This window comes from Limnospira indica PCC 8005, assembly GCF_000973065.1.
Classification (GTDB): Bacteria; Cyanobacteriota; Cyanobacteriia; order Cyanobacteriales; family Microcoleaceae; genus Limnospira; species Limnospira fusiformis.
This window is the reverse complement of the sequence record NZ_FO818640.1, coordinates 125,098-138,544: the sequence shown is the minus strand read 5'-3', so window position 1 is coordinate 138,544 and position 13,447 is coordinate 125,098. Positions and strand designations below refer to the sequence as shown.

Annotated in this window: 12 protein-coding genes and 1 pseudogene; 7 read left to right on the top strand and 6 right to left on the bottom strand. The window is 44.3% G+C overall.

Going from position 1 to position 13,447, the window contains the following annotated elements; genetic code table 11:
- Positions 1-14: 14 nt before the first annotated feature.
- Entirely contained in the window at positions 15-380 is a 366-nt protein-coding gene (locus XZ46_RS00615; protein WP_048894871.1) for a hypothetical protein, read from the bottom strand.
- Positions 381-675: 295 nt separating this feature from the next.
- On the opposite strand from XZ46_RS00615, the gene XZ46_RS00610 reads away from it, so the two are divergent.
- Together XZ46_RS00610 and XZ46_RS00605 are read left to right on the top strand one after the other, a co-directional pair.
- The gene (locus XZ46_RS00610; RefSeq protein ID WP_006622160.1) at positions 676-1,236 is read left to right on the top strand and encodes a DUF3038 domain-containing protein; all 561 of its coding nucleotides are present in this window, start codon (positions 676-678) and stop codon (positions 1,234-1,236) included.
- A gap of 13 nt (positions 1,237-1,249) precedes the next feature.
- Entirely contained in the window at positions 1,250-2,665 is a 1,416-nt protein-coding gene (locus XZ46_RS00605; RefSeq protein ID WP_008051771.1) for a DUF4335 domain-containing protein, read from the top strand.
- Here XZ46_RS00605 and XZ46_RS00600 read toward each other — a convergent pair.
- Entirely contained in the window at positions 2,662-3,069 is a 408-nt protein-coding gene (locus XZ46_RS00600) for a thiol-disulfide oxidoreductase DCC family protein (protein WP_006668621.1), read from the bottom strand. The genes XZ46_RS00605 and XZ46_RS00600 overlap by 4 nt on opposite strands.
- 66 nt (positions 3,070-3,135) lie before the next feature.
- Entirely contained in the window at positions 3,136-3,948 is an 813-nt protein-coding gene (locus XZ46_RS00595; RefSeq protein ID WP_228116442.1) for an arginyl-tRNA synthetase, read from the bottom strand.
- Between the two features lie 54 nt (positions 3,949-4,002).
- Between XZ46_RS00595 and XZ46_RS00590 the strand changes: the two genes are divergently transcribed.
- Positions 4,003-4,758, top strand: a complete 756-nt coding sequence (locus XZ46_RS00590; protein ID WP_006622164.1) for a DsbA family protein — start codon at positions 4,003-4,005, stop codon at positions 4,756-4,758.
- Positions 4,759-4,836: 78 nt separating this feature from the next.
- On the opposite strand, the gene XZ46_RS00585 is transcribed toward XZ46_RS00590, so the two are convergent.
- Positions 4,837-6,204 carry a helix-turn-helix domain-containing protein gene (locus tag XZ46_RS00585; protein WP_008051769.1) on the bottom strand — a complete coding sequence of 456 codons (1,368 nt, stop codon included), beginning with the start codon at positions 6,202-6,204 and terminating at the stop codon, positions 4,837-4,839.
- Positions 6,205-6,597: 393 nt separating this feature from the next.
- Between XZ46_RS00585 and XZ46_RS00575 the strand changes: the two genes are divergently transcribed.
- Positions 6,598-7,467: a ParB/RepB/Spo0J family partition protein gene (locus XZ46_RS00575; RefSeq protein WP_008051767.1), complete on the top strand. Its 870-nt coding sequence runs from the start codon at positions 6,598-6,600 to the stop codon at positions 7,465-7,467.
- An 845-nt stretch (positions 7,468-8,312) separates the two neighbouring features.
- Here XZ46_RS00575 and XZ46_RS00570 read toward each other — a convergent pair.
- Both XZ46_RS00570 and XZ46_RS00565 read right to left on the bottom strand, forming a co-directional pair.
- The gene (locus tag XZ46_RS00570) at positions 8,313-9,818 is read right to left on the bottom strand and encodes a beta-barrel domain-containing protein (RefSeq protein ID WP_008051765.1); all 1,506 of its coding nucleotides are present in this window, start codon (positions 9,816-9,818) and stop codon (positions 8,313-8,315) included.
- Positions 9,819-9,912: 94 nt separating this feature from the next.
- Complete coding sequence (locus XZ46_RS00565; protein ID WP_008051763.1) at positions 9,913-10,182, bottom strand: hypothetical protein; 270 nt, start codon at positions 10,180-10,182, stop codon at positions 9,913-9,915.
- A 219-nt stretch (positions 10,183-10,401) separates the two neighbouring features.
- On the opposite strand from XZ46_RS00565, the gene XZ46_RS00560 reads away from it, so the two are divergent.
- From XZ46_RS00560 to XZ46_RS00555, 3 genes and pseudogenes are all read left to right on the top strand, one after another.
- Entirely contained in the window at positions 10,402-12,555 is a 2,154-nt protein-coding gene (locus XZ46_RS00560; protein ID WP_008051762.1) for a peptidase domain-containing ABC transporter, read from the top strand.
- Positions 12,551-12,712: pseudogene (locus tag XZ46_RS27790) on the top strand (DsbA family protein); the annotation flags it as partial. The gene XZ46_RS00560 and the pseudogene XZ46_RS27790, both read left to right, overlap by 5 nt.
- Before the next feature lie 71 nt (positions 12,713-12,783).
- Positions 12,784-13,422, top strand: a complete 639-nt coding sequence (locus XZ46_RS00555; protein ID WP_008051757.1) for a lysophospholipid acyltransferase family protein — start codon at positions 12,784-12,786, stop codon at positions 13,420-13,422.
- The last annotated feature ends 25 nt before the right edge of the window (positions 13,423-13,447 follow it).

The window sequence follows — 13,447 nt, the reverse complement described above, 5'->3', positions numbered from 1 at the left end:
TTAATAATTAATAATTAATAATTAATAATTAATAATTGTCGGGAAACCACCCTTTCGGCTGAGAAACCCGGTTTCTTTGAGAAACCGGGTTTCTTTGAGATATGTGGGAGAAACCCGGCTATAATTAATAATTGTCGGGAAACCACCCTTTCGGCTGAGAAACCCGGTTTCTTTGAGATATGTGGGAGAAACCCGGCTATAATTAATAATTGTCGGGAAACCACCCTTTCGGCTGAGAAACCCGGTTTCTTTGAGATATGTGGGAGAAACCCGGCTATAATTAATAATTGTCGGGAAACCACCCTTTCGGCTGAGAAACCCGGTTTCTTTGAGATATGTGGGAGAAACCCGGCTATAATTAATAATTGTCGGGAAACCACCCTTTCGGCTGAGAAACCCGGTTTCTTTGAGAAACCCGGTTTCTTGAAATATGTGGGAGAAACCTGGCTATAATTAATAGTTGTCGGGAAACCACCCTTTCGGCTGAGAAACCCGGTTTCTTTGAGAAACCGGGTTTCTTGAAATATGTGGGAGAAACCTGGCTATAATTAATAGTTGTAGGGGCTGGTTATGCTGTCAATTATCAATTCTCGACGAGGATATTCATAAACCCGCCCCACCATTTACCCGCCCTACCCCACCTGAAACGGGGAATTTTAACTATATATTAACTCTATGTCCGATCGCATTCCTTCCCATTGGCATTCACCTAAAACGCCGGAATTAACAGCCACACAACTAGACCGTATGGCTGTGGAATTGCGTCTAGTTATATTAGCTTTAGAGTCTTTGGCTGAAGTGACACCAGAGACTTTAAGAAAGGCGGCACAAACCCTGAGTTTAGATGTGGAATATATCCAAAAATGGCAATCCCAAAAATTGACGGTAGAAGGGGGGCGATCGCTAGTTTTAGTTATCTCCTATCTAGCTAGACAAAATCAAGCCCTGCTGCGTCGCGCCATTGCTTTGATTGAACAATTAGAAGCACAAAATCAGGATATCCGAGAGATTTCTTTGATGCGGGACTACCTGGATAAATTCATCCAAGGCTATGATCAGCAGTTTCCGGTTAACCGACCCATTCCGGAAGAAGATATCATCCCCTTCGCGAAAAAACTGCTAATTGATTTACTATTTTATAGCAGTCCTGATGGTTTCGGGAGGTTTTGGTCAACCCTGCTAATGCGATCGCAAGCTAGACAACGCGGTTATAATATTAATAGAAGCCAGCCCTAAAATCCCGGAGATTATGTTAGTAACCCGACAATATACCCCCCCTACCTGTACACTAGAGGTTAGCGCCAATACTTCTTTTTTCAGTCGCTGGAAACATGAGAGTTGGGATAACTTTCGGTTCAAACTTTCCTTTGATGACCCCCGTCTTTCTGAATATAAATATATCGCAATAGAAGGCGATCGCCATAACTTAACCAACCTCTATGAAAGCATCAACAGGTATATTAACGACTTTCTGACCGCTTCCCCCTTGTCGGAAATTGACCCCATTTCCGAAGAGTCTCCCGACGCGGAAAATTCCTTAACCACCTGTTCAGACTTCCAGATAAAGCCTGATGGTTTATTGTACCATGATTTATTTTTGGGAAACTTAGCGCCTAGTCCTTCGGAATCATTCGTTCATTTAAGCGCGTTACAGTTATTTGATGTCGCCGCCGCCTTGCGGAATTGCATCACCGAAATAGAACCTTTTTTGACCTCAGAAAGCCAGCCGAAACGCACCTCTCCCGCGTGGCTACGAACTCTGATGATTATTATTACTACCACGGGACTATTTAGCGGAATTATCAATTTAAGCAATTATTATCGTCGCGATCGCCATTTAATTTCTACCCCAGAAACTCCCCAAATTTCCACTTCTACAACCCCCCCCGAACCGCCACCACTCCCAGAGTTTCCCATGGATGAACCCCCAGCGCCGCCTCAAATAGAAATACAAGTAGCGCCAGACCTTCCCCTAGTTGATACAGTACCTTTAACTGTTCCCCCACCCCTATTTGATCAACCTCCCCCTTCCCCTGAATTAATCCCTAATATAGCACCGGAAACAGATGGGATAATTATCATTCCCACAGAACCCGTTAATAGAACCCCTGTTAATGGGACGGTTAACCGCACAGAAACTCCTCCCCCTCCCACACCTTTAGCGCCGCCTCCCACTCCCCTATTTGATATAGGAACAGTACCAGAAAATATTAGCCTTCCCCCCCTGCAAAATGCTAGAGTTCCCGAAACGGATACCCCGGAAAATTATGCAGTTCAGGATATCCCAGAAGACAGCGAAAATGCCGAACCAATTGCACAGCTAACTAAACGAGAACCTCGGATAGTCTCTATTCGTTCCCTGAATAATACGGTATTTGATGAAATTCCCCAGGTGGCGGAAGTACGGAGTTATTTTGTAAAAAATTGGCATCCTCACAAGAATTTAAACAGAATATTGCAGTATCGTTTACAACTCAATTCCCAGGGCGCGATTGACAGTATTACTCCCTTGGGGTCAGCCTCGGTTAACTGGTTACCACAGATTAAATTCCCATCAGCAAATCAGCCGTTTGTCTCACCTATGGAAGATGGGAAGACGGCGAAAATTAGGGTGGTTTTAGACCCCAGCGGTCGGGTTCAGACTTTCTTGGAATCTCATGATTAGCATTGGTTATTCCCGAAACAACTGGGATAATTAGATTCATAGGTTTGGTCGCGTTTTCCAAACAATTGATAGCGGTTATCCCGCACCTGTTCATAAATGCGATCGCCTGCCCATTTCAGCCCTGGCATTGCTCGATAAGCCTTGACAAATAGCTCCCCACCTGGTAAAATGTTACCGATTTCTTCGGCGGCATCACTACCTTGCCATCGTCGTTGTGGCTGGTTTACGTCAATCAAAATCATTCCCATTAAACAGTCTTCGGGAGTAATATTTAACTGTGCTAATTTTGCCTCATCCTGCATAGGAATATAGCTAAAACGTTCACCGCGATCGAGATTTTCCAACAGTTGCACCAAGTTACTGCACAGGTTACAGTTCCCATCGTAAATTACATGATATAGCATCAATTTATCACAGTGGAGGACAGTTAACAACTATAGCATATTTCCTGAGAGATGACCAGGGAATCTTTATAACTCCATAGGTGCAATGATACCCAACTTTTCTTGAAGTGCAAATCGCAAAATAGACTGTGTGACGATAATTAATCCTAGTCTAGCTTGGGATAATTGGGGGTGATGAAGTTTGACCTCTCCCCAAATCGGACATTGGCGCAGAAAGCGATCGCATTGTTCAGTTATTTTCATCGCCACCTTTTTATCATCAATCTTCCGAGGTAGATAATGCCAGAAATCGACCCCATCAATTAACTCGCCAATCAGCATTTTTTCGGCATCATGAACTAACCGCAAATTCCCGGAATCATCTAACCAAGGCAAATCCCTAGGGGTGGCTAACCTCCACAGAAAAGGGGTAAAAATTGGTTCTGTTTCCACCAGAGAAATTAAGCGATCGCGATGAGCCATTCGCAATAACGAACAGCAACGAGCATGGATATATTGAACCGGAAATAAACCGGAATCCAAACTCTGATTATCGGGAGAATTGGCAGTTATGGGCAAACCATGGAGCCGGATATTTTCCAACCACTTGACCACGCCAAAATCAGTAATATCAAATTGAATCATTCCCGATGGTAGCACGGTGGTAATTATACCATCATCCACGATTTTATCAGCTTGATTAGCGACAATTAAAGTAGCAATTTCGGCGGGAGATTGAGAATTGATAGCCGCCAATTTCATAGCGATCGCCGATATATAACGAATCCGGCTACCATTAGGAACACGAGTCACAGGAATATCAACCGAACCGATAAAATCAGGATCTAGCCCCCTTAATCCAGAGCCGAGGGACTTGATTAAACTTTGCTTAATTACCATATTTTCCATAAAACTTGCTATAATAGACACCATTAAAACAGCACAACTTGACTCATGATCAACTCTTTTCAACGCCGATTACCTACCCTGATGGTGACTATGTTATGCACCCTAGGAATTTTAGTAAACGGCTGTTCATCCACCCCATCTTCAGATTTTGAACAACAGGTTTTACAAGTAATTCGCAATAATCCTGAAGTGATATTAGAGTCGGTACAAGCCTATCAGGAACAGCAACAAAACCAACTCAGCCAAGCGCGATCATCTTTTTTACAACAAATGAAAACCCAACCACGGGCGATTATTGGTGATTCTCCCACGTTGGGCGCAGCGGATGCTGAAATTGTTTTGGTAGAGTTTTCTGATTTTCAGTGTCCCTTCTGTCGTCGCGCCCACGGAACGATTAGAGAGTTTATGAACAGACACCAAGACCAAGTTACTCTAGTGTTTAAGCATCTCCCCCTCAGTCAAATTCACTCGGAAGCGTTACCGGCGGCGAAAGCGTCCTGGGCGGCGCAACAACAAGGTAAATTCTGGGAATATCAAAACGCCCTTTTTGAAGGTCAGGATGACTTAGGAGAGGCGCTATATGAAGCGATCGCCATTTCCCTAGGTTTAGATTTAGAACAATTTAACCGCGATCGCAACAGTGATGGAGCGATCGCAGCCATTGAACAGGATCTGCAATTAGCGAGGGTTCTAGGGATTTCTGGGACCCCGTTTTTTATCATGAATGGGGAAACCCTATCTGGGGCTGTAGACCTGTCAACCCTCGAAGAAACCCTCGCAGAGGTCATCGCTCGCGAATAACTCCCAGGCTAGAGACCTCTTTCAAATAGCGATCTGGCTATAGAAAAATCATCCCCCTTTTTGGGGGCGCTTAACCACCTATTTTGAGCCACAATATCTCACATATTGCCTCACCACTTTAGACACATTAAACAACATAGTTTTTTCGTCTGTTATTTGAATTAAATGCCGTCTATTTAAAGATTGCAAACCGTTAATTAAATCGGTTAATGATAGTGATAAACTTTGTTTTAAATCATTTCGTGAACGGGGTTGATCAGTTTGACTCAACTGCATTAAAATCTGTTGTTCTATCACCGATAAACGTTGCAACATAACGGCTAAGTTCCGGTTTATTTCTACTGTTAGTATTATCTCTGGTTCCGCCAAAAAATCGGAGACTTTCCCCGCAAATATATCCTTGATTAGTTGGGCGATATCTTTTAAATAACCGGGATGTCCTTCATAAAGATGGATTAACTTTGACCAAGACTCCTTATCTTTTAAGCCGCGATCGCTCAAAAAATTAATACTCTTTAATCCTTGGAGTTGTAAAAATTTGGCGATCGCAAAATCATCATTATACCCCAACATATCTGGGGACGATTCCTGACTCAGCAAAATGAAATGACTTTGATGGCTGGTTTCCGCGATGCGTCTAAATAGATCTTGATACCCTTGATGTTCAGTTTTGTATTGTCCAGAAAATACACCCAGATTAAATATTTCTTGAACGTCGTCCAGAATGATTAAGCACTTTTTAGCACGTAAGATTGAGGAATTGAGCAACTGACATAAAGGCGTTTCATTTTCACTTAAATTGGGGTTGACATAACCCATTTTAGTTAATATACTGGTGATATTATGGTCTAAAGCAGGTTGAATTTTCAGACTTTTCCAGATGACCGCATCAAACTTATCTATATTCAGATCAATAAATCGTTTAACTAGGCTGGTTTTACCGATACCGGGTAATCCTAAAACTGAGATGAGGGGGATGTTTTCATTTAACACCCAATTAGACAGGGTTTTGAGTTCCTCAGTGCGATCGCAAAACTTGACAATTTTAGGCGCTAAGTGTAAATCGTGATAATTCGTTTCAATATCGCCGTTTAGCTGACTCGAACCCGATAAATTAACATCATCTAAGGTATGAGGATTACACCAAGTAATATTACTGTTAAATAAACCTATCACAAACTGACGTGAAGTGACTACCCTTTCAATAGTCCAGCAGAAATTATATTTATTAATATCTTCTTCTAATTCTTGAGATAAAATTTTAAATAACTGACGGCTGACATCGCCCACATGATTTTGATGATAGCCGCATTCCTCAGCAATTTCGCTATAGGTTTGACCCGACCAGAGACCTTTAATCACCACTTTTTCAAAATCATTAAGGTGCTTTCCCCTTTGCTTCTCCACCAAGCGATCGACAGCCTTTAAGAGTTCTGTAATAGTCATAGTTAATCGTCATCTACTTGAGATATGGTAAAAGTTTCCGAGATTATAGCCTAACTTTTATCAATCAAATCTTGTTTTTTCTGGTTTTACTTAACATTTTGTTACAAAATCCCAGAATAAATCTTGTTTTTTCTGGTTGGCAGATTGAAGTCGCCGACTTTACGATGGGAATAGAACCCGGTCAATTCAGTGGATAGCCACCAGACAGCCACAGATTGCCTATTAACAGAGGCTAACCGGGAGCATCGAGGTATCTTTCAACACTCAACAGTCTCATTGCCTATAACAGCGCCTATAACCGGTCAGTCAAAAGCCCAACCTTGAGCATTAGTGTCCAGACCTCACCCTGATTTCCGCTTATGGAAGCTATAAGCATAGCTTAGTTAACTGCTCATGAAAAGTAACAAGACTCCAGACCCTCAAGAACCCTTGCCTTCCCAGCAACTTAGACTCGATCAAATCTATCCCTCCAAGTTGCAGCCGAGAAGCTACTTCGACCCGGAAAAGATGGCAGAACTCACAGAAAGCGTCAAACAGTATGGGGTGATGTACCCGATTATTGTCCGACCCATTGGCAGCGATCGCTATGAAGTAGTCGCGGGGGAACGTCGATATAAAGCCGCTAAAGCCGTGGGGCTAACTCATGTACCCGTGACCATCAGAGAGATGAATGATACACAAGCCTTACACTGCGCCCTAATGGAGAACTTGCAGCGGGATAATTTGAACCCCATTGAGGAAACCGAGGGGATTTTGCAACTGTTGGAATTGAACCTAGAAACCGATAGAGAATCAGTTATTTCGCTGCTAAATCGGATGGCAAAAGTTGAAAGGGGGTTGGCGGATAACGTTATCCGCCCCCAGGAACAGGCGGCTATATCATCCGTTTTCCAAACCCTGGGCGGGCTTACAGCCGAGTCATTCCGAACCAACCGCCTCCCCCTTTTGAACCAACCCCCGGACGTTCTGAAGGCTATCCGCGATGGCGAAATTAAATACAGCAAGGGAAGAGTGATTGGTCGGATTAAAGATCCTGAAATTAGAGCCAAAATTCTCCAAGAAGCAATTACAGAATCTCTATCGCTCAATCAAATTAAACAACGAATTAAGGCTCAACAGGAAACCGAAGAAGCCCACGAACTACAAGCTCGGTTAGAGGCGATTCCTAAACAAATGAAGAAACTCAAGTTGTGGAACGACCCCCACAAGCGGGAGCAAGCCAAATCCTTGCTCAAACAATTAGAAATGTTATTATCTGATTAGCCGCCAACCCAGTTGATTCTAGGGCAAAAATTCTCTAATCCTGACCGCTTACCCATTATAACGGTTTCCAGACTGATGAGGTACTTTTCAAAGCCCCTCTCCCGTTGTGGGAGAGGGGTTTGGGGTGAGGGTTCTACCTCATACAGATGAGAAGCGCTCTGATGAGGTACTTTTCAAAGCCCCTCTCCCGTTGTGGGAGAGGGGTTTGGGGTGAGGGTTCTACCTCATACAGATGAGAAGCGCTCTGATGAGGTACTTTTCAAAGCTCCTCTCCCGTTGTGGGAGAGGGGTTTGGGGTGAGGGTTCTACCTCATACAGATGAGAAGCGCTCTGATGAGGTACTTTTCAAAGCTCCTCTCCCGTTGTGGGAGAGGGGTTTGGGGTGAGGGTTCTACCTCATACAGATGAGAAGCGCTCTGATGAGGTACTTTTCAAAGCTCCTCCCCGTTCTGGGAGAGGGGTTTGGGGTGAGGGTTCTACCTCATACAGATGAGAAGCGCTCTGATGAGGTACTTTTCAAAGCCCCTCTCCCGTTGTGGGAGAGGGGTTTGGGGTGAGGGTTCTACCTCATAGAGATGAGAAGCGCTCTGATGAGGTACTTTTCAAAGCTCCTCCCCGTTCTGGGAGAGGGGTTTGGGGTGAGGGTTCTACCTCATAGAGATGAGAAGCGCTCTGATGAGGTACTTTTCAAAGCCCCTCTCCCGTTGTGGGAGAGGGGTTTGGGGTGAGGGTTCTACCTCATAGAGATGAGAAGCGCTTTAAAAGCCCCCCTTAACTTAATCAGGGGGGTTCAAGGGGATATATTCAAACAGGCTGGGCGGGTATTTTTAACGGCAACAGGTCTATTAAAAATCAGTCATCAATCTAGCTTTTCGGAGAATGAAAGTCAAAACAGTTTCTTCCTTAGTAATAATATCTGCTCTGCCTTCCATCCCCGATTGAATTCTGCAAGTCTGAGTCCGGGAAGTTAACTCAAGACGTTCTGGCTGAATAGTGACATTATAGGTAGCGGTTTCTTGCTTAGAATTCCTTTTTTCTCCCTGATTATCATTAGTTTGTTGAGGACGGCTGGCATCAGGAGGAATTGTCGTCACCGTACCTAAAAGCGTACCGTAATCAGGATACGGACAGGCCGAAACTCGCATTTGCACCTGTTGACCAATGTCTACTTTACCGATGTCTTGGGCAGGAACTAAGGCTTTAATCACTAGCGGGGTGTCACTGGGGGCAATTTGTGCCAGTACATCTCCAGTATTAACCACTTGTTCAATATTACGGAGACTGAGTTGCTGAATAATACCAGAAACCGGGGCGCGAATTGCCATCGCAGCCACTTCAGTTTCAGTTTGTTGGAGTTCTTCTCGATCGCGATTAATTTGGTTTTGTAGTTCAAATTGACGCTGGATTAGTTGTTCCCGTTCCTGGTTTAATCTGGAGAGCGCTGATTCTCCCGTCGCACGTTCTTGATAGATTTTTTCCCGCGCCATTGTCACTCTAGCATCACCGGGATTCAAAGTGGCTAATGTTCCCTGCAATCTAGCCGCCGCCGCATCAACAGCAGAGGAGAGTCGTTGGATTTCCTGCTTTTGTGCTTCAACGGCGGATTTTTTAGCTTCTAAGGCTTGTTCTTGTTGGGAAACTGCCAGCTTTGCTTCCTGGTATTGGTCAGGGGATAATGCACCTTGTTCATAAATTGGCTTATAGCGATCGCGTCGTGCGATCGCAGCATTTAAAGCCGCTTCAGTTGACCGCAATTCCGCCTCAGCCGACCGTAACTGAGCCAATGCTTTTGGTAATTCCTGTTGCGCTTGATTCAAATTAGCTTCAGCTTCTTGAGATTGGCTTTGAACAGTGGCGACTCTCTCTTGGTAGTCCCGTTCCGTTTGTGCTAATTCAGCTTCCGCCGCCGCAATAACCCTCTGAATGCGATTAGTTTCCGATGTAATCTGATTATTAATTGCCAGAATTTGGGCATCAATTTGGCGGAGTTGCTGTTGATTTTGTGTTAGGCTACTTTGTAGCTGACCTTTTTTTGTTTGCAAGCGAAAGTCATCAATAGTCGCAATAATATCGCCCTGTTCAACCGTCTGATTTTCTACAACAGCAATATCGGTAACAACTCCTGGGCTATTTGCTTGTACTAACCGAAGTTCTCCAACCGGACGAACCGCTGCCGCACTTCTAACCGTAACATTATAGGGAGTGAAAGCCGCAACTGCTACAGCAATGCCACAGCTTCCCACCAGAAATAATCCGCCCAAAGTCATCCATAAGCTAACCGGGGGGAGAAATTCATCGCTTTGGATTTCGGGCAAATCATCATAAATTAGTTGTTCTGATTTAGATTGCATGGGAAATGTTTATAGTGAAAATACTCTCAATTAAATAAAAACCCCCCACAAGAAAATATTGGGAGGTTTAGCTTTTTATTTTTAGTCAATTTTGCTAGATTATATCGACCACCCACCTTGGTTGAGACCCGAACGAAATTGGACTACCGTTTCGTAATCTTGTCACCGAACGTTGGTAACTACGCGTCACTCGGCCATGACGATCTCGCCAAGTAGCCTGAAGCCGCCAAGGACCAAATATTGTAGTAAAAGTAACCCTTCCCGAACCGCCACAAATCTTTTCCTGTTCTTGCTCAGTAAACTCTTGCCACAGAGGTTCTTCGGTGTGACTTTCAACCGAGGGGGAAATTTGAGTTGTATTCATTTTGATTCTCCTGGTAATTTGAACTATAAGTTTTTTCTGTACCCTTCAATAATAAACCAAGGTTTTCTTAACTGTCAAGAACCAAAACATCAATAAATGTAACAAAAACAAAGATTGTTCCCGATGTTGGCATTCTTAAAAAAAAACAGTTCCCAGCACTTGCACCAACAGAAATAGCCTTTAAGATATGAAAACTATTTATCACCCTATCAATAGACCGTGCAGAAATATCCAATTGTTCTCCAACACAGCGAAGAAGACTGCGGCGCAGCTTGTTTAGCCACAATTACCAAGTATTACAAACGCACCTTTACCATGAGTCGGATTCGAGAAGCCGTCGGCACAGGACAACAGGGAACCACAATTCTCGGACTCAGACGAGGTGCAGAAGAACTGGGATTCAATGCCAGTGCAGGTCGCGCCTCCCAGAAAATCCTCGAACAAATGAATAAATTTCCCCTACCTGCCATCATTCACTGGCAAGGCTATCACTGGGTCGTCTTATATGGCAAAAAAGGCAGAAAATATGTGATTGCTGACCCCGCCGTAGGAGTGCGTTACTTATCCAAAGCTCAACTAGCCAATAGTTGGGGCAATGGCGTAATGCTTAGACTTGAACCCGACCAGAACCGCTTTTTCAGCCTACCTGATGATAGCGATAAACCCAATGGCTTCCTGCGCTTTTTTAAGCGGGTAATCCCCTATGGCTCCCTTCTCGCTGAAGCATTAATCATTAATTTGGTACTGGGTTTACTGTCTCTAGCCTCCCCCTTCTTTATTCAAATTCTGACTGATGATGTATTAGTGCGGGGGGATATGCAACTGCTAACTGGGGCAGCAATTGCCATTGTCATCCTGAGCCTAATTCAAAGCAGTCTAGGACTCGTGCAGTCTAATCTCATCGCCCATTTTGCCCAACGCCTAGAATTAGGGTTTGTCCTAGAATTTGGACGCAAAATTCTCTACTTACCCTTAAATTATTATGAATCCCGTCGCAGTGGAGAAATTGTCAGTCGTTTAGGGGATATTAGCGAAGTAAATCAACTGGTTTCCCAAGTTGTCGTTGAATTACCGAGCCAGCTTTTTGTTGCCATAATTTCATTGTGCTTCATGTTGTTTTATAGCTGGCAACTCACCCTAGCCGCCATAATTGTGGCAATTTTAATGTCGATTTCCACCATTATTTTACTGCCAACTCTGCAACAAAAAACCCGCAGTGTTTTAGTCCTGGGTGCCGAAAATCAAGGGGTTTTAGTCGAAACCTTTAAAGGTGCGATGACCCTGAAAACCACCAATGCCGCTCCCCAAGTCTGGGAGGAATTTCAAAGTCGGTTTGGTCGCCTTGCCAACATTACCTTACGCACCACTCAAATTTCTATTTACAATAATGTTTTATCCGGTTTAGTCTCCAGTGGTGGCAGCATTGCTTTACTTTGGCTAGGTAGTCGATTCGTGATTAACAATGAATTATCCATTGGTCAACTGCTGGCATTCAATGCCATGAATGGTAATTTTACCGGGTTTATTAGCACTGTAATTACCTTTGTTGATAACTTCGTCCGCGCCCGAACCGCCACCCAACGTCTCACGGAGGTTATTGATGCTACCGCCGAAAATCCTAATGATAGTAAAAAAGAATCTGCTCAAATTTCTGATGGGGCGGATATTATCTGCAATAATCTCAACTTTCATCATGCCGGGCGAGTGAATTTGCTTACCGATTTTTCGGTGACTATTCCCGGCGGTCAAGTAACAGCTTTGATTGGTAAATCTGGCTGTGGTAAAAGTACCCTAGCTAAACTGATATCTAGTCTCTATCCTTTACAATCGGGGAATATTAGAATTGGTCATTATAATATTCAAGACCTACCCCTTGACTGTTTGCGCCAGCAAATTATTCTGGTTCCCCAAGACGCTCATTTCTGGAGTCGATCGATTCTGGAAAACTTCAAATTCTGTTATCCTCACGTCACTTTGGCAGAAATTGTCACCGCCTGTGAAATGGCTAATGCGGATGAATTTATCAGTCAGCTTCCCGATAAATACCAAACTGTATTAGGAGAGTTTGGGGCGAATTTATCCGGTGGGGAAAAGCAGCGATTAGCCATTGCTAGAGCCATTGTCACCAATCCCCCCATCCTGATATTAGATGAATCCACCGGCGCACTTGACCCCGCCGGAGAAGCGGAGGTTTTGGATAGACTACTGCATTATCGCCAGGGGAAAACTACTATTATGATTAGCCATCGTCCCCCGGTGATTAACCGTGCGAGTTGGATTGTTTTATTGGATAACGGAAAACTAAAATTTACAGGAACTCCTGAGCAATTAAGAACAGTCGAAGGTCAGCACTTAGATTTGTTCCCAGAGTAATGGAGCGATCGCAGCCATTGAACAGGATCTGCAATTAGCGAGGGTTCTAGGGATTTCTGGGACCCCGTTTTTTATCATGAATGGGGAAACCCTATCTGGGGCTGTAGACCTGTCAACCCTCGAAGAAACCCTCGCAGAGGTCATCGCTCGCGAATAACTTTTAACTCCACTGCTGCCAAAACCTGATAGGCTAGATCACAGTTTCCACCCTTACCAACTCAAGTTTCCGTGGTCAAAAACCGTGAACCACTCGAAAGTTTAGTCCTCTACCACCTGTTTAAGTGGTCTGTGGTTAGCCCCATGCTCCATGTCTATTTTCGTGGTCGCATTTATAATGCTGAACGGATGCCCCAAACCGGACCCATTGTGGTAGTTAGTAATCATGCTAGTGATTTTGACCCCCCAATGCTGTCCAACTGCGTCAAGCGACCCGTAGCATTTATGGCTAAAGAGGAACTCTTTAAGGTTCCCGTCCTGAAACAGGCGATTTCCCTATATGGCGCTTATCCAGTTAAACGGGGTGCTGGCGATCGCAATGCGATCCGAGCCGCTCTCAATTCCCTAGAACAAGGTTGGGCGACTGGTGTATTTTTGCAGGGAACTCGCACCCCCGACGGTCGCATCACAGACCCGAAATTGGGCGCGTCATTAATTGCAGCCAAAGCACAGGTTCCCCTAATTCCTGTGTGTCTGTGGGGAACTCATGCTATTTTTAACAAAGGCTCTGCTATACCCAGACCAGTTCCCGTCACCGTCAGAATTGGTGAACCTATGGACCCCCCCAAGTCCAGTAAGCGGGAGGAACTAGAGGCGATCGCTCTATATTGCGCCGAAATCATTAATGCTATGCACGATTTAGGGCGGTGAGTTTTTGGCAGTACAACAATTAATC